We start from the raw sequence: 16,957 nt of genomic DNA on the forward strand, positions 1-16,957 counted from the left end.
TTTGACCAACACGACGCTTCAAATCCGTTAAGAGCAGAGGCTTCGCATTAACGGGTCGATAGTCCGTTTGCCCTCAAGCCATCCGCCGGCGGCAAGAATCGGAAATTCGGCTTTGGCTTCGACGAAAACGCGCTCCATAGGTAGCAACGAGACACCACAGTCCTGGGCCTCGCGAAACGCGTACATCGTCTGAAGGCTTCGAATTATCGCGGCTACTCGCGCAACTGCATCATGATTAGACCCTAAGCTCTCACCTCTGTGTCTTATTCGTCGGTAATTTCTCGGAATATTCTCCGACACACTTTGGGGTAAGGTTTGGCGGCTAGATCGATCCAGGGTTGCGGTGCTCTCTGGTGCTGGTTGGCTCGGCAGCCGATGAGCAAATGCCTGACTCGCTTCGCCCAGATAGACAACCCAGACGGGATCATGAACATGACCACTTTGCCGGTCCCGGAAAGATATAGAGTTGGTCGGGGAGGCACGCCGCTTGTGATGGTGCTGCTGCTGCTGTTGCCGGCTGGAACTTCGGGAAAAGAGTCTTCCGAGAAGGAGTTCCAGGTCGCATTCAGTTCAACTGGAAAGACCCCAATCAGCTACAGGTTTCCCCTTATTGAAGGAGCTATTCTCCGGCTGACCAGCGATAACGGCGAAGACGAAACTCTCGTGTTTAGGCGCCATAGTCCATCATTCTTGCGCGAGCTAGAGAAGCATCAAGCTGCTGGCTTTAGGGCGTTATCGGTCCGGTATACCTTTAGGGAGTTGTGCGAGGAATTGATTGCGCCACTAGCAACTCTCTGTTCTGTCTCCAAGAGGCAGAACGCGACAAGAAGTACAATTGATGATATAGAGTTTTCGTTCCATGAAGGAATACGATCCGGTGAGTTGCATACTAAGTTTGGAATTTTAAATGCACTCGGACACAGCGGCAAATTTTATTTGTATAAATACAACGGCGATATTATATACGATAAAAAAATATGCAGTACGACATGTTATATAAACTACAAGTTCGGCGGTGACATGTCTATTTCGGTTCGAATGTTTGTTGGTAAAGATCGAGGTGAGTTCGATAAGGTTGTAGGAATCGTCGATAACAATATTTTAGAAGTGATGGGGAGATTTTAGCGCATACAAAAGATTTCCTCTTATATCAGCGAATCTGGATTCTCCGCAGACGGGCGAGGCCTGGTATTCAATCCGCACCCGGATCCAGGCCAAAGAGATGGCCAGGCTCGGAAACTTAAACCTATTGTCAGGCATGCCGGTGGAGGTATTCGTCAAGACAGGTGAGAGGACGGCAATGTCCTACCTGCTGTAGCCGTTGTCTGACCAACTGACGCGGGCGATGACGGAGGACTGAGCCGCCAGTCAGAAATCCTAGCTGATTCAGAGGGGTAAATTTCTGGCTGGCCAGCGCCGGGTTCGAATCCTTTCAAGGCGGAGACGACAGGCAGTGCCCTAGACGGACGTGGACATTTTGCGCAAATGCCTGCAATGGGCTGAGCGACGCATCCGCCACACTACGCCGCCTCCCATACCTGATTAAGGATCCGCGCCGCCAATGCTGCTTTGTCCTGCGGCAGAAAGCGCCCGCAGTGCTGCTGCACGACGTCAGGCGTGTCCTGGATGGCATAACTTGCCTGCTCATAGGATCCTGTCTGCTTTAGGATGTGTGTGGCGAGCACGTCTCGGACATTGTGAGGGCCATGTGGTAGCAGACCCTTAATCGCGCCGCGGCCGGTATACGGATTGTATATGCCGTAGCGCTGGATCGCCAACCGCCAAGCCTCGTAGAATGTTGTCTGATTATACGCCGCATCGATACTGGTCGTTTTGACGGTTTTGACGAAAAGCGTCCCCGGATCATGCCGCGACCTAGGAGCACCTTCCGATGTCGCTCGATATAGGCATTGAGATAGGTGTAGAGATCAAGAAGATCCGGCAGCACCAGACGAAACGGTTTCTGCCCGAAAAAAGATGAGCCCGAGTTCTTGAACGCGTTGGACGGGATGAAGACCTCCCACCCACGCTCCCGTTCGTTCCAACGCAGTTCGCCGCGCTTCATGTCTTCGAGCCGGCGTTCTGCGGTCGGGAATTGCCCGCGCGGGCAGACCAGCAATTGCCGAAGGTTTTTCTGCCTGAGGCCAAGATGTAGACCAAGCCTTAGCATCAGGAACGAACGGACGGCCTCAGCGGCTGCTCTCGGGTACCGGTGCTCATCGGGCATTCGCTTCAAGATCTCCTCGGTGATCTTGCGATACTCAGCGAGCGGGCTATCTGCCTCCAGCACGCACATGATAGGCTCGAACGGATCGCGGTGCACCCGCATCACCCGCTGGATTTCTTTTGATCGATTGGCCGCATGGCGATGGAAGTCCTCGCATGCACCGTGCCAATCTCGACGAGCAGCATCAATCTCGTCTGTCGTGATCAGTCCTTCGATCGGCTTCACGTTGCGCAACAGTTCGGGATGTTGGCGGATCCAGCCGACTTCAGCGCGAGTGAGGGCCATAGCCACCATTAGCATGTCTTCCTCCCATTTGGTGAAGAAGCCGCGCCGGCGCTCCCGCCATTGCAAATACCAGTCCCACACGCCAGGGAAGATCAGGAGACCGAAGGTGAGTTGGCTGAGCTGCACGCCTCGACCTTTGACAACTCCGTTCGGGGATGCCGCAAGTGCCCCAAACATCAGACCAAGATGTTCGATCTTCTGGCTGGCTGTCTCCTCATTCCAGACGCCATTCCTGCGGTAGCCGATCTCGGTCAGTGTCGACGTCTTGAAGCGGATCAGGTCTGCCATTTCCATCGCAAGCCGAGGGGGTGCATCAACGACACCGGAGAGCAGATCTGGATCCTCCAGCGCCTCGGTCGTAGGCCCTTTTTCGTCCTCATCTCGCAGCCAGCTAGAAGCCGCTAGTCGAGGAGTGAGTGCACTCCCGCCGTATGTGATCCCAGGGAACCGGATTGCGTAGCGCTGCTTCGTCGCTGCCGCCTGGAACCGTCTGTAATCCGTCGACCCCGAGATGATGACGCGCCGGACCCATTCTAGGATCTCTTCGCGCTTTGAAAATGGCAGGCTGCCGAAGTCATCAGGAAGATGCCAGGCAAGCCGTCGCCGTTCCGCCAGACTGATGTCTTCCAGATCGTGGCCATATAGCGATCTGGATTGATGTGGCAGTTTCGCTTTGAAGTAGCCCCGCTCCAAGCCATATCTACGCTCGATCCGGCAAAGGATATCGAAGCTTGCCACCGAGCGAGGCACGCGCTGGCCCTCAATCCACGACAGCAAGGTCTTCGCGTCAAACGTTTCGTCTAGCCGAACGACCGCCCGGTGGAGTTGCCAGTAACTCTCGCCAAAGCGGCGCATTTGATAGGCGAGTGCATCGGCGAATGAACTCGGGTCGTCGTTCGCCTCGAATAATGGTTCTGGTTTGTCAGAAACTGGTCTCGGCTTAGGGCCGGGGCGGCCAGGTGAGGGCGAGCTCTCGACCTCTTCTACTTCGTGATGCTGGTTCGTCGGGGAGGGGGTAAACTGTCCCGTGTCACCGGATTTCGGTGCTGCTTGAAGTCTTCTGCCTTTCCGGGCGTCGTCTTCTACAGGCGGCTCCTTCAGCCAACGCATGATCGCATCCAGCGCCGGTCGCAGTTGCTTCTTCAACTTTGTCGTCAGCGCTTCATCGATCCCACAATCGTGTGCGATCTGCCGCCAGTCATACCGGTTGCTCGCAAGCGCAGGCGTCTTTTTAAAGGTAATCAAACCCAGAAGGTACGGCCGTATGTTCTCTACGACCCAATCCGGCGCGACGGGCGCAATACGGACATCGCAGTAGGTCGAAATCTTCTTCTGAAAATGGAGTTTGGAAAGGTCTTCGTTTGGCATGTGTCATTCCGCAGTTTCTCGGGGCCTCAGGCCGAGGGCGTGCGGAATTAGGGGCAGACAGTTAAAAATCCGTGAAGCTGGCGAGCGCGACACGGTAACCCAGGGAAGTCGTCGGGCACTCTGGGCAGTTCAAGGATGGCGCCTGCTCACTTCAATCCGGCTATGTTCCGGCGAAGTACCCCTGAAAACTTCTTCAACCCGCCTTGATCAAGCGCGTCGACGAACGCCTCAACCGATGGGATTGTCCTACGCAGATTATGCCTCGCACTTCGGACGCTGGAGATTAGCGCTTCCGCAAACGCCGCATGGAGATCGGTAAGAAAATCATCTGGCGACTTGCTGGTCACACCATGTGCGAGAAGGTTTTTTGCGGGAAAGTCCTTAAGGTTCCAGGTAACGATGACGGAGGCTTTGCCGGCGATGGCTGCCGCGAGGACATGTCGATCGTCGGGATCCGGTAGGGTGAGATCCGCAATAGATAGGCGATGGTCTTTCACAACTGCCTCTGGGATGACAGCGTTCATCCGGTCGCGCGTGGCTTCCAGGCGTTCGATTGACAAGCCTGGTGTGTTGGCGGCGAGATTGCGCATCCACTCATCATGTATATCGTCGGTCCAGCGCGCCTCGACGAGACCGTCGAAGGCGCACTGGATCAGAATGTTGCGCAGGTGGAAGGGGTAGAGGACGCAGGCATCGTAGACCGCGACGGGCGGATTAGAGGCCATAGGTCTCGATCAGGTCCTCTGTGTCCTCGGCTAGCGCTTCCATCGCCGTTTGTCGTTTGTCAAGCTTCGACTTCAATGCGAGCACATCCTTAAGGAGGGCGCGGCGGTGTTTGCCGACGTAGCGGAATGGCAGCTCACCCCGGTCCATGCGCAAGACGACGAGTGGGCGGGAGATGCCAAGAATGGCTGAAGCTTCGCTCGGGCTTAGTTCTTGGTCCTCGGCCAGCACGGCGACACCCTCTCCGCGCAGCATGTGCGCCAAAAGAGCTTCAACAGCGGCGGCAGCTGAGGGCGGAATCGGGAGCATCTGCTGCTTGCCACCTGCATCACGAACGTGGAGTTCCAGCCTGTCGCCGGCAACCAGCTTTGGCAATGGCGTTGCTATTTTTCGGTCTCGATCTGACAGTCTGGCGAAATGAACAATCTGGCTGGCCATGACGATATCTCCTTATCCGTTAATATAGCGAACAACGCCTCTAACTGCAATAACTGAAAGTGCGGATTGGTTGTAATGGTGGTGATGAGGGCGGTTCTTCGGAATGCTGGTTCGATTCCCGTCAAGGCGCCCAATTCAGATGGGTCTGACACTCCCTTCATTAGGAAAGACCGTACCAGGCGCCGCGGCCAGCACCGTGCAGGACGAGGTGCCCTTGATCCACGAGTCCCTTGAAATGATCCTTGATGGTATGACGGCTTGCATCGGTGATCCGTGCAGCTTCCGCGACCGTGATCCGCCCGTGCTCGCGCGCCAACTCGAGCAATGTAACGGATAATTCCGGCATGTCGGCGAGTATAATACGCTCGCGCTCCATTTTCTTCTCAAGCCGCTTCTTCTGCCGATGCAGGGCTCTCAAAAAGAACTCGATCCAGGCATTCCAGTCGGGCTCGGCACTGCGAATCGTTCCCTGCGTGCGTCGAAGCGAGATGTAATAGCTCTCCTTGCTTTGCTCGATGATGCTTTCGAGCGAGCTGTAGGGGACGTAAGCGTAGCCGGCGCGCAGCAGCAACAAGGTGGTCAGAATACGCGATAGGCGGCCATTGCCATCCTGGAATGGATGGATTTCGAGGAAAACGACAACGAAGATCGCGACGACTAAAAGTGGATGGAGCTGCTTTTCTCGCCCTTGCTCATCCAGCCAGGCGATCAGTTCTTCCATTCGACGCGGGGTATCGAACGGCGATGCCGTTTCGAAAACTATGCCAAGGCTCTCTCCTTGTTCGTTAAACGCTTCCACGTTGTTGGAGAGGGTTTTGTAGGCGCCGCGATGCCGCTCGTCCCTTGTCGAGTGTGCAAGAAGGTCGCGGTGGAGCTGACGGATATGATTCTCGGTAAACGAAATAGCTTCGTAAGCACTGAAGATGGTTTCCATTACCTCTGCATAGCCGGCAACCTCTTGCTCATCACGTGTCGTAAACGACCCCAGGCGAATGTTTGCCAGCAACTTTTCGACCTCTCGATCGGTGAGGCGTGCCCCTTCGATACGGGTCGAGGAACCGACGCTTTCGATCGTGGCGACACGGCGGAGGCCGGACAGCCGCTCGGGCGCGATCCGGCCGATCGCACGCCAAGCACCCTTGAATTCGTCGATTTCGGCGATCAGCGACAGGATTTCAGGCGTGATCCGGATGGTCGCCGTGTTCAGAAATTCCATTTGCTCATCCATTCCCATCCAATTCCTGAGAAGCTGTCATGTACTATTTATCCATCCATTTCCATCCATTTTCCGCAAGAGAGTTGTCAGAACTGTCGGTCGTGAGCGAGATGACGGTCCTCCTACGCCTTGGTGAGGCACTGGCGACCCAGGACGAGGACTGGTGTTTCTAAGTATCTGACGCCTCTAGGAGGTAGATAAGATCGGCGCGGAACAACCACGGGGTCGTAGTTCGATCCCGCTCAAGAGCTCAATGCCGACGGTTTCCGTAATCCTTGCGAGGCGGACGTTGCAAAGCTAGTCATTTCACTCTGTGACAGCCAGAGTTTCAGCCAGAGCGGCCGCGAAACCTTTGACGAGGTTTCAGTCGTAAATAATAATCGCGAAATCGAAGTCGTGCCAGCGGCGGACGAGTGCTCGACCCTGTGGAAGCGCCCGCCTTGTGTTATGGCTTTCAGAATTGGCTTCTAACCGCGCGTCTGCGGATTTCTATGATCAGAACGCTGAGCAGGGTGGCTGCAATCAGAATGACGCAAAGCGCATTGATTGTTGGTGTAATTCCACTTCTCACCTTTGAAAACACATAGACCGTCAGGGTATCGTCGGGGCCGCGTGTAAACAGCGTAACGTTGAAATTTTCGATCGACTGGAAGAATGCGATCACGGCGCCTGCGCCGAGTGCGGGGTAGAGGTGCGGCAGAAGAATGCGGCGTATAACCATTAAATAGCTTGCGCCAAGATCAAGGGCTGCTTCCTCCAGTGAGCGATCGAAACTTTGCAAGCGTGCCAGGACCAAAAGCATCACGAAGGCCGAGATATATGAGGCTTGGCCAAGCACTGCGAGATGAAGACCGGGTGCAACGCCAAGCGAATTCCAAAGGAGCAGCGTGGAGATGCCGATCACGGCGCCGGGGGTGAGCACAGGTGCGACCATCATGCCGTAGAGCGTGGACCTTAGCGTGCCACGAAGATTGTTGACCAGGATGGCGGCTGCCGTGCCGATCGGCACGGAGATTGCGACGACTGCAAGGGCAACCAGCAGCGTGTTCTTGAAGGCGTTCAGCAGGCGGGCATCGTTCCACAATTCCACGAACCACTTCAGGGTAAACCCATGCCAGGGGAAGACGGAGGGGAAACGTGTGTCGTTGAAGGCAGCACCTCCCATGACCACCAGCGGCAGCAGCAGATAGGCGAGGAAGATCACGAGATAGACGCGAAACAACCAGTCGGATTTCTGGGTCATTCAGGCCTCACTTCGCAATGTCGGAGAGTTTGACGCTGAACAGTCGCATGACCACTGTCACAAATAGTGTGCACAGGATCAGGAGCAGGAATGCATAGGCGGCGCCCGTATTCCAGTCGAGCGACTCGAACATCCATTGCTGGATGATCTCCGTGAACCACCGGGAATTGGTCGACGCGAGCAAGGTCGGCACGAGGATGGAACCCGCTGAGAGCATGAAGACCATGACCGATCCGGAGGCGATGCCAGGCTTTGCATGGGGCAGGATGACGCGCCAATGGATGCGCCACCAAGAAGCCCCCAAATCGTCCGCCGCCTCGATCTGGCTCGTGTCGAGCGACTGGATCGCATTGTAGAGCGGGAACAGCATGAACAGGACATAGGTGTAGACGAGCCCGATCATCACGCTGCGGAAACCTATCATCCAGCGGATCGGACGTTCGATGATGCCGATATCGAGCAGAACGTAGTTCAGCGGGCCTTTCAGTGACAGGATGATAAACCACGCGAAGGAGCGCATGATTTCGCTGACCCACAGCGGAATGGTGAGCAGCAGGAAGATGGTTGGCAGGCTCTTTGGCGTCGCTTTCTTCGAGAGATAGTAAGCCAGCGGATATGCAATGGCGAAACAGATGGCGGTGACGATCGAGGAATAGATGACCGTCCAGACAAAGACCGAGATGTGGATCGGGCTTTGAAGGAAGGTCATATAGTTCTTCAGTGTGTAAACATCCTTCGGACCGCCTATGTCCTGCACCGGCAAATAGGGTCTGAAGGAGTTTTCAAACAGGTAGAGGTTTGGCACGACGACCAACATCAACAGCCAGAAGGCAACCAGCAGACAAATGGTGAGGGTAAGGCCTTTGCCATACCGTTCGACAAGGTCCTTCATGCCACGACCGCCGCGCCGCTTGTGCTGTCATTGGCTAGAATGAAAGCGTGATCCATCTCGAAATTGGCAAACAGTCGGGTGCCGCGCTCCGGTATGGCAGTTGATCCGTCGTTGCGGATTTCGGAAACGATTACCCGTCCCGAGGCATCCACGGCCTTGATCGAGATGAAATTGCCCTCAAAGGCAATGTCCGTTACCAACACCGCAATGGAATTGGCGGCGGCCTCGCTGCCATCCAGGCGCACATGCTCCGGGCGAACATAGAGATTGGCGCCGCTGTTGATGTTGGCGCCCAGTTTGGCGCGGAAAGCACCATTGGTTGTCTGGAAGTCGCCATAAGCACCGGACCGAGCAGACAGCGTGCCGGTCAAGCAGTTGGTTTCGCCGACAAATGACGCGACGAAGCCATTTGCGGGAGTGTTGTAGATCTCGCGAGGCGCTGCCACTTGCTGCAGTTTGCCATGCGACATGACAGCGACACGGTCGGACATGGCAAGTGCCTCGCCCTGATCATGGGTGATGTAGATGAAGGTGACATTGGTGCGCTTCTGGATCGCCCGCAGCTCAGCCCGCATATGCTGGCGCAGCTTCAGATCAAGTGCCGACAAAGGCTCGTCGAGCAGCATGACGGAAGGCTCCACGGCCAGCGCGCGGGCAATCGCCACGCGCTGTTTTTGACCACCCGAGAGCTGACTAACTGTCTTGTCGGCCGCGTTCTGGAGATCGACGAGGGCCAACAGTTCCTCTGCCTTCTGCCGGCGAGCCTTTTTGTCGACGCCTCTCGCTTCAAGTCCGAAGGCGATGTTTTCCCAGATCGGCATCAGTGGGAAGAGGGCGAGATTTTGGAAAATGAGCGCCGTTGGGCGCTGGTTGGGGCGTTGCCCCTGCATATCCTTGCTGCCGATGCGGATTGTACCTGATGTCGGTGCGATGAAGCCTGAGACCATGCGCAGAATGGTCGTCTTGCCGCAGCCGGATGGTCCAAGGAAGGAGAAGAATTCACCGGCCCCGATCGACAAAGAGACGTTGTCTACGGCGCGGAACGGGCCGAAATCGGCGCAAACATCTTGAAGTTCGACACTGGCACTCATTGCGTGTGGTTCATTTCCCTTGGCCCGGCACGGGCCTTATGTGGCTCCGATGCCGGCCGCAAAAGCGGCCGACATGATCTTTCTGACCGCTCAGGCAGCCTTGTACTTGTCGGCATATTCCCCGCGCTTGGCGAGGAACCAGGCGGCCTGGCTCGGCCACCAGTAGAGCTTGCTGACGGCATCGCCGGGGAAGCTTGCCTTGTAGAATTCTGAGACGGCAGGATCCATCAGGTCGATACCACCCTTGCCGACGGGATTTGCGGAGAAGGCGGTGGCCCATAGTGCCGAGCCTTCTGCCGTCGACGCCCATTTGGCGAATTCATGCGCCTGCTCGACATTCTTGGCGTTCTTCAGAAGAACGAGGCCCTGGTTCCAGGCAAACGCGCCTTCTTTTGGAGCGACATAGCTATAGCCGCCCTCCTTCTTCAGGTTGAAGCCCGTGGAATCCCAGCAGAGGCCAAGCACTGCGCCATTCGTGCGGAAGGCCGCCTGCGCATCATTCTCGCCACCCCAGAACTGCACAATGTTGCTTTTGGCCTTGATCGCCTCTGCCAGGACAATGTCCCAGAGTTCGACCATGGTTGCTTCGTCCTTGTAGCCGTCAATCCACGGCTTCGGCAGCTTACCTTCTGAATCGAGCCAGCGACCCATGGCTGCAAGCGCCGAATGGCCACGGACCGTGATCGCGTTTTCCGGGTTAAACAGGTCAGCCAGGCTCGCCTTGCCATATTCGGTCGGGAAGTCGGTCGTGTTGTAGACCAGCGCTTCGGTGCCCCAGACAGAAGGCACGATCAGCTTCTGGCCATCGATCGTTGCCAGTTCATCGGCGGAACCGTCGGCGAGACCCGGTGCGTAGTTGTCGAGCGCAAGCTTGCTTATGTCCCAACCCTGTAGCAGGCCATTGGAGTTCCAGGCAGACACGCGATCGAGCGTCGGCTCGACAACGTCCGACGTGCCCGTCTCAAGCGAGATCTTCGCCTGGGCGAACATCGTGTCCTGGTCGGGTTGTTCGGTGAAGTTGACCTTGATGCCGGTCGCCTTCTCGAAGGCGGGGAAGACTTTTTCGGCCATGCCGGGATAGCCTGCCCAGCCGGTGAAGTTCAGCTCGCCGGACGACGCAAGTGCACTGGAGGAAATGAGGGCGGGAGCGGCCAGTAGGCCCGCACCTGCTGCAGACGTCTTCAAGAGGGTACGGCGTGTCAGTGGTTTGGAAAAAAAGGTCATTGGTTAGCTCCCAGTTTCGTCAGGTTCCCGTAAATGCAACAGCCGGTTTTCCGGTCTTCTGTTATGAATGTCAGTTTTCAGCCTGACGTGCCTTGCATTCGGCAAGCACGCACAAGAGTTCAAACATGATGGTGACGCCGAGAAAGGCTGTCGAACCGCTCGCATCAAACGGCGGCGACACCTCGACCAGATCGGCGCCGATGATGTTCAGTCCCTTCAAGCCTCGGACAACTTCCAGCGCCTGGAAACTATTAGGGCCGCCGATCTCCGGCGTTCCGGTGCCCGGCGCAAAGGCCGGGTCGATGAAGTCGATGTCGTAGCTGACATAGGTTTCGCCAGAACCCGCAATCTCGTGTGCCTCCGCCATGACATCTTGGACGCCGCGGGCGTGAAACTCCTCGATCGGTATGACGCGGATGCCGACGGCATCGGCAAAGTCTCGGTCCTCGAAGTCATAGGCCGGGCCTCTGATGCCGATCATGCAGACGCGTTTGGGATCCAGCAGGCCCTCCTCCACCGCGCGGCGGAACGGGGTACCATGGGTGTATTTGAAGCCGCCGAAATAGGAGTGGAACAAGTCCGTATGGCTGTCGAAATGGATCATGCCAACCGGACGTTCCTTCGCCAACGCGCGCAGGATCGGCAGCGAGCAGAGATGATCGCCGCCGGCGCTCAAAGGTCGTATGCCGGCATTCACCACTTTTGAATAGAAGGCAGTGATCCGAGCCATGGAATCCTGCAGATCTGCGGGGTTCGGGCCGACATCACCAAGATCGGCACACCGCGCCAGTTCGAAGGGCTTGGCTCTCGTCACGCCATTCTGACTGCGGATCATGGTCGAGTAATCACGCAGCTGGCGCGGCGCATGCCGCGGACCTGGCCTGTTTGTCGTCCCACCGTCCCAGGGAACGCCGATTAAGCCGATCTCAACCTCGCAGATCCGGGGATTGTCGAAGGTAATGTGGGGCAAGCGCATAAAGGTTGCGATGCCCGCAAAACGGGGGAGGTCAAAGCCAGAAACAGGTTGGAAATCGCCAGAATTCATTCAGTCCTCTGCAGCTTTGCGCGCTGTCATTCGGCAAACAGGCTAACACGTAGAAGACGTCTGACAACAATAGATCACCAGCAACAGTTTGATGAATGCTGTATACTCGGCAGGATGTCGGACTCGAGCCGCCGCATGTCTAAATATAAATCTCTTGTCTGTCGAAAAAATCTGCAAAATGCTGCTTTTTTGTGCGTAATAGTATCTCCACGTCGACCTTTTCGTTGTGGAAAAGCGAAAGGATAGCTGAAATCCATGGGAAATAAGCGCTTCTCTAGGCTGATGTGGCGATGCCTGTTGCCCGGATAAACTGGCTCCATGCTTGAAGATGGCTGGCTCTGTCTTGTCGCAAGAGGCGGCCATATGACTGCGTGCGATGGCCGGGTTTCGGCAGGCTCACGGGGTCAGGGGATTGGCATGGACGCACTGATCATCGGCGCCGTAACCGTTGCCGCGGGTGCGTTCCGTGGCGTGACCGGCTTTGGCTATGCACTTGTCGCGGCCATTGGTCTCGTTGGGGTGTTTTCACCGACTGGTATGGTGCCATTTATACTGATCAACGACCTCATGCTAACCGCGTTTACCGTCGTCGACCGCGGCAGAAGCACGATCGATTGGCGGGTCACGCGGGCTCTCTTGGTCAGCGGCGTGATCGGGGCCTTATGCGGTAGCCTGCTCGTTCCCTATCTTGAGGGCGAGGCTGCGCGCATTCTGGTGTCTGCCACGATCGTTTTTGCCGCTTGCATCGCCCTGATTGCCAATCCGCCGGCTTGGCTGGCGCACAGAGCGCTCGGGATTGGTATTGGGTTTCTAACCGGAATTCTTTTATCGGCCTTCGCAGTCGGAGGCCCATTGATCGCCGCCTGGCTTCTGGCAGGTGGTGTTAAGCGGGATTGCGTTCGCGGCACGCTTGCGGTGTTTTTCGGGGTGGTCGATATCTTTACCCTCGCGGCGCGGGCGTCCATGGGTGAAATCGATGCCGAGCTCTTAAGCCTGCTGTTGATCTACATGCCGCTTACTCTGGCAGGCTTCGCTGCGGGCTACATCCTGTCCCACCGGCTGCCGCGGCATGTTTGGGATCGCGTCGCCGGGATCGGCCTTGTTTTCATCGCGCTCGCCGGCCTGCTTCAAACCATTCGTGCCATCGCAACAGTCTGACCCAATCGCCAAGGAGACTTCGACCATGCGGAAAACCGTCCTCGTCACTGGTGCTACATCCGGCTTCGGTAAAGCCATCGCTGAGCGCTTTGCCCGCGAGGGCCACCGCTTGGTGCTGACGGGCCGGCGCAAGGATCGGCTGGATCAGCTGGTAGACGAGCTCGGCGGGCCTGAACGGCTGACCTCTCTTTGCTTCGACATCCGCGACGAGATGGCGACATCTGCCGCGCTTGCCACACTTGCCGAGCCCTTTTCGAAGGTCGACGTTCTCGTCAACAATGCCGGGCTGGCGCTGGGGACCGGGCCAGCGCAGGAAAGCGATCTCGACCATTGGAGAACGATGATCGATACCAATGTGACGGGTCTCGTCACCATCACCCGCCTGCTGCTCGGTCAGTTGATCGAACAGCGCGGGCTGATCGTCAATCTGGCCTCGATCGCTTCGAACTGGCCTTATCCCGGCGGTAATGTCTATGCCGGCACCAAGGCCTTTGTCCGGCAGTTTTCACTCGGGCTGCGCAGCGATCTGTCGACCAAGGGTGTGCGCGTGACATCCATTGAGCCTGGCTTGTCGGAGAGTGAATTCACGCTGGTGCGCACAGGTGGTGACCGCCAGGCCTATGACCGTCTCTATGCTGGCGCCAACCCGTTGCAGCCCGAGGATATTGCAGAGACTGTCTATTGGGTGGCTTCGCTTCCATCCCATGTCAACATCAACAGCCTGGAAGTCATGCCGGTTAGTCAATCCTGGGCCCCGTTCCAGATCCATAGGGCGTGAAGAGAGAGCGGAGGGGGCTTAAATCCCCTCTTTGCGGGGGTGGTCGTCAGCCGAAAACTGTCGTCAATGCGGTGTCGATGGCGTCGGTGATCTGATCAATATCCTGTTCGGTTGCGATCAGGGCGGGTGCCAGACACAGCGTGTTGTTCAGGCCGTGCAGCGAGCGGTTGGTCGCGCCGATCAGCACGCCTTGTGCCGCGCAGTTTGCGATAACCGCCTGGACCAGCTTTTCCGCCGCTGGCTCCTTGGTCTGGCGATCGGCCACCAGTTCTGCTCCGCAAAACAGGCCAGCACCACGAACATGACCGATGACCGCGTGACGCTCCGACAGCGCCTCAAGGTTGGCGATCAGCCTTGAGCCCATCTTCAGCGTATTCTCGAGTAGCCCCTCGTCCTCGATGATCCGCATGTTTTCCAAAGCCGCAGCCGGGCCGGCCACGCAGCCGCCAAAGGTCGAGATATCGCGGAAATGCGACATCGGATCTTCGGAATCGTCCTTGAACATGTCAAAGATCTTCTCAGTAGTGACGGTGCAGGAAATCGCCGCATAACCCGATGCGACGCCCTTGGCCATGGTTACAAAATCCGGCTCGATGCCGTAATTCTGGTAGCCAAACCAGAGACCGGTGCGCCCGACGCCGCACACCACTTCGTCGATGTGAAGCAGGATGTCGTATTTGCGGCAGATTTCACCGACCTTCTGCCAATAGCCGGCGGGAGGAACGATAACTCCGCCGCCGGCCGTGACCGGCTCCAGGCAAAGAAGGCCGATGGTATCCGGCCCCTCGCGCAGGATGACCTCCTCGATCGCTTCGGCTGCGCGCTCGCCGTAGTTCTCAATCGCGCCATACTGGCTACGATATTCGAGGCAATGTGGCACTTCGACGAAGCCGTGTGGCATCGGGCCATATTGCTCGCGACGCTGTGGCTGGCCGGCTGCGGCGAGTGTCGCAATCGTGGTGCCGTGGTAGTCTCGTTCGCGGTAGAGGATCTTGTACTTGCGTCCGCCATGGTGTCGATGGGCGATCTGGCGCACCATCTTGAACACCTTCTCATTCGCTTCCGAGCCGGAGTTCGAATAATAGACGCGCGTCAGTCCGGGCATTTTGGAAATCAACTTGCGGGCAAATTCTGCCCCCGCAATCGAGCCAGCCGAATTGGCGAAGTAGTTGAGCTTGACCAGCTGGTCACGCACAGCATTGGCGATGCTGACCCGTCCGAAGCCCACATTGACGGTCCACACGCCGCCTGAGAGCCCATCCAGAAACTCGCGTCCGGTCGCATCCCAGAGGCGCATGCCGCGGCCCTCGACAAAAATGCGCGGATCATTGGTCTCCAGTGGCTTGTGCTGGAGGAGGTGGTGCCAGACATGTGAGCGGTCGGCCTCGATGATGTCGCGGATGTCGTTGGGCTGCTGGACCATGTTCATGGCTGGAATGTCTCCCTGGGATCACGGGGTTTGCTTGCCAACATTCACAGGTTGTTCGCGAAGCGCCTTGGGCGTCACGGTTTTACCACAGGGGCGGCGGCATGGACCCCATGTGGGCCGCTGGCTCCCTCAAAACTCCCGTCTGGTTCCTGCGCTCAGCGTTATCACGGGTCCTTGGCGCGTCGGCACTGCTCTTCGACGATTGCACCGAGCTTGGCGAGGCCGCCCGCAATCCGGCTGGACGCAATGGAGCTGAAACCTATGCGGAAGCAATTTCGCCCCTGCGCTCGGTCTGCATAGAAAATATCCCCGGCCTCGATCAGGATCCCCTGTGCCTGCGCGATGGTGACCACCAAGCGCGCATCCAGTTCAGGCGGGCCCTTTACCCAGAAACTTGTGGAGCCCGCATGGCGCAGCCAGCTACATGAGGGCATGACGTGCGGCAGGGTGTCTGCAATCAGACGCGCTCGCTCGGCTATCATCAAGCCGGTTTGGGCAAGATGCTGCCGATAGTGACCCAGCGCAATGAAGGTGGCGAGTGACCTCTGGTTGTTCGTTGGCGGATGCCGAAGCATCAATCGGCGAAGAACACGCAATTCCTCAATCACCGGCTTTGTGGCAACGATATAGCCGATGCGCAATCCAGGCGCGAGGACCTTGGAAAAACTGCCGACATAGATGACCCGACCGGCCGCATCCATACTCTTCAGCGAGGGAATGTCGCGATCGGCCTCCACTGACAGATCGGCGTCATAGTCATCTTCGACCACAAGAAGATTGCTTCTGTTTGCCGTCTTTAGCAGCAGCTTGCGTCGTTCTTGCGGCATCACAGTCGTGGTTGGACACTGGTGCCCAGCTGTCACGAAGGCGATCTGGCATTCGGACAAGATCCGATCTGGCACGATGCCTTGATCGTCGTTTGTGAGGAAACGGGTGTTGCGGGTGGCAAGGCTCACCATATTGCGCAGATCCGGGTATCCGGGATTTTCCAGGCCGACAGTGGTGTCACGGTCGATGAAAAGCTGAACGATCATCGCAAGCGCCTGCTGGGAGCCTACTGTGATGATGATTTCGTCGGATTGTGCGAAAATTCCTCGCCGCGGTAGCACCTTTGCCCGCAACTGCTCGATAAGATCGGGATCATCATCATCAATCATATCGGCGGCCCAACCCTGTATCTCTTGGACACTCGAGGTCGCCCTGACGGCCTCCCGCCAGTTGTTTGTTGGGAAGAGCGCCGGGTCGTACTGACCCGACAGGAATGGATAGGGGTAGGAGCGCCAGTCGCGTGGCTTTGTGATATGATGCAGCCGTGAGGGTCTGATGACAAACTTCTGACCCAAGTCGGCGTAGCGTTTCTGGCTCGATTTCTCAGGCGTTGGCTTGATGTCCGCAGATACGAAGATTCCGCTCCGATGGTGTGAAACGAGGAACCCGTCATCAATCAGCTGTTGATAGGCTGACGTGACGGTATTGCGGCCAACGCCGAGCATGGACGCGAGATGACGCGACGAGGGGAGGCGGGTATCAGCTGGTAGCTTACCAGTCTCAGTCCCCCTGACGATCATGCGGCGAATTTGGATGTGGAGCGGTGCACCGCCACGGTCGACAGTATCAAAAATGCGAAACCATGTGGTGTCTTCGGTTAGCGGCAGCTGTGAGATCTTCATGTCTGCTCAAAGGCAAGAAGCGCGCCATTTGCGTTACGTTCGCAGTTGATCAGTGTTTCTCACGTCGCATGTCGCCGCCTAAAAGATCGCTTTCAGACTAAGTGCCAAGCCTTCGATTTGAAATGATCGCAGCCTGAAGACCGTTCCATATTGTTAGGCTGTCAGTTCGC

Annotated in this window: 14 protein-coding genes and 1 pseudogene; 4 read left to right on the forward strand and 11 right to left on the reverse strand. The window is 57.1% G+C overall.

Features of this window, described 5'->3' with window-relative positions; all coding sequences use genetic code 11:
* The first annotated feature begins 426 nt into the window (after positions 1-426).
* On the forward strand, positions 427-1,125 hold the full coding sequence (locus AC02Y0_RS22590; protein ID WP_476384334.1) for a hypothetical protein: 699 nt from the start codon (positions 427-429) through the stop codon (positions 1,123-1,125).
* Between the two features lie 82 nt (positions 1,126-1,207).
* Positions 1,208-1,318, forward strand: a complete 111-nt coding sequence (locus AC02Y0_RS22595) for a hypothetical protein (RefSeq protein WP_476384386.1) — start codon at positions 1,208-1,210, stop codon at positions 1,316-1,318.
* Between the two features lie 202 nt (positions 1,319-1,520).
* Here the strand turns inward: AC02Y0_RS22595 and AC02Y0_RS22600 are convergent.
* The 9 genes and pseudogenes from AC02Y0_RS22600 to AC02Y0_RS22640 all read right to left on the reverse strand — a co-directional run bounded on the left by AC02Y0_RS22600 (position 1,521) and on the right by AC02Y0_RS22640 (position 11,752).
* A pseudogene (locus AC02Y0_RS22600) lies at positions 1,521-3,880 on the reverse strand (hypothetical protein).
* A 146-nt stretch (positions 3,881-4,026) separates the two neighbouring features.
* Positions 4,027-4,605 carry a VapC50 family PIN domain-containing toxin gene (locus AC02Y0_RS22605; protein ID WP_476384335.1) on the reverse strand — a complete coding sequence of 193 codons (579 nt, stop codon included), beginning with the start codon at positions 4,603-4,605 and terminating at the stop codon, positions 4,027-4,029.
* Positions 4,595-5,041 carry a MerR family transcriptional regulator gene (locus AC02Y0_RS22610; protein WP_231814346.1) on the reverse strand — a complete coding sequence of 149 codons (447 nt, stop codon included), beginning with the start codon at positions 5,039-5,041 and terminating at the stop codon, positions 4,595-4,597. Before AC02Y0_RS22610 ends, AC02Y0_RS22605 begins: the two co-directional genes overlap by 11 nt.
* A 160-nt stretch (positions 5,042-5,201) precedes the next feature.
* Positions 5,202-6,275: a Fic family protein gene (locus tag AC02Y0_RS22615; RefSeq protein ID WP_476384336.1), complete on the reverse strand. Its 1,074-nt coding sequence runs from the start codon at positions 6,273-6,275 to the stop codon at positions 5,202-5,204.
* 436 nt (positions 6,276-6,711) lie between these two features.
* Positions 6,712-7,500, reverse strand: a complete 789-nt coding sequence (locus tag AC02Y0_RS22620; RefSeq protein WP_476384337.1) for an ABC transporter permease — start codon at positions 7,498-7,500, stop codon at positions 6,712-6,714.
* Positions 7,501-7,507: 7 nt separating this feature from the next.
* Complete coding sequence (locus AC02Y0_RS22625) at positions 7,508-8,392, reverse strand: ABC transporter permease (RefSeq protein WP_476384338.1); 885 nt, start codon at positions 8,390-8,392, stop codon at positions 7,508-7,510.
* Positions 8,389-9,483, reverse strand: a complete 1,095-nt coding sequence (locus AC02Y0_RS22630) for an ABC transporter ATP-binding protein (protein WP_476384339.1) — start codon at positions 9,481-9,483, stop codon at positions 8,389-8,391. Before AC02Y0_RS22630 ends, AC02Y0_RS22625 begins: the two co-directional genes overlap by 4 nt.
* Positions 9,484-9,573: 90 nt before the next feature.
* Positions 9,574-10,707, reverse strand: coding sequence for an extracellular solute-binding protein (locus AC02Y0_RS22635; protein ID WP_476384340.1), 1,134 nt, complete (start codon positions 10,705-10,707; stop codon positions 9,574-9,576).
* Positions 10,708-10,777: 70 nt separating this feature from the next.
* Positions 10,778-11,752 carry an agmatinase gene (locus tag AC02Y0_RS22640; RefSeq protein WP_476384341.1) on the reverse strand — a complete coding sequence of 325 codons (975 nt, stop codon included), beginning with the start codon at positions 11,750-11,752 and terminating at the stop codon, positions 10,778-10,780.
* A gap of 417 nt (positions 11,753-12,169) precedes the next feature.
* On the opposite strand from AC02Y0_RS22640, the gene AC02Y0_RS22645 reads away from it, so the two are divergent.
* Together AC02Y0_RS22645 and AC02Y0_RS22650 are read left to right on the forward strand one after the other, a co-directional pair.
* Positions 12,170-12,910 (forward strand): TSUP family transporter, encoded by a 741-nt coding sequence (locus AC02Y0_RS22645; protein ID WP_476384342.1) that lies wholly within the window; start codon positions 12,170-12,172, stop codon positions 12,908-12,910.
* Between the two features lie 25 nt (positions 12,911-12,935).
* Complete coding sequence (locus AC02Y0_RS22650; RefSeq protein WP_476384343.1) at positions 12,936-13,688, forward strand: SDR family NAD(P)-dependent oxidoreductase; 753 nt, start codon at positions 12,936-12,938, stop codon at positions 13,686-13,688.
* A gap of 46 nt (positions 13,689-13,734) precedes the next feature.
* Here AC02Y0_RS22650 and AC02Y0_RS22655 read toward each other — a convergent pair whose 3' ends face one another.
* Positions 13,735-15,117, reverse strand: a complete 1,383-nt coding sequence (locus tag AC02Y0_RS22655; RefSeq protein ID WP_476384344.1) for an aminotransferase family protein — start codon at positions 15,115-15,117, stop codon at positions 13,735-13,737.
* Between the two features lie 164 nt (positions 15,118-15,281).
* Complete coding sequence (pdxR, locus tag AC02Y0_RS22660) at positions 15,282-16,787, reverse strand: MocR-like pyridoxine biosynthesis transcription factor PdxR (protein WP_476384345.1); 1,506 nt, start codon at positions 16,785-16,787, stop codon at positions 15,282-15,284.
* Between the last annotated feature and the right edge of the window lie 170 nt (positions 16,788-16,957).

The sequence above is a fragment of the Allorhizobium sp. nf9_anc genome (assembly GCF_056323085.1).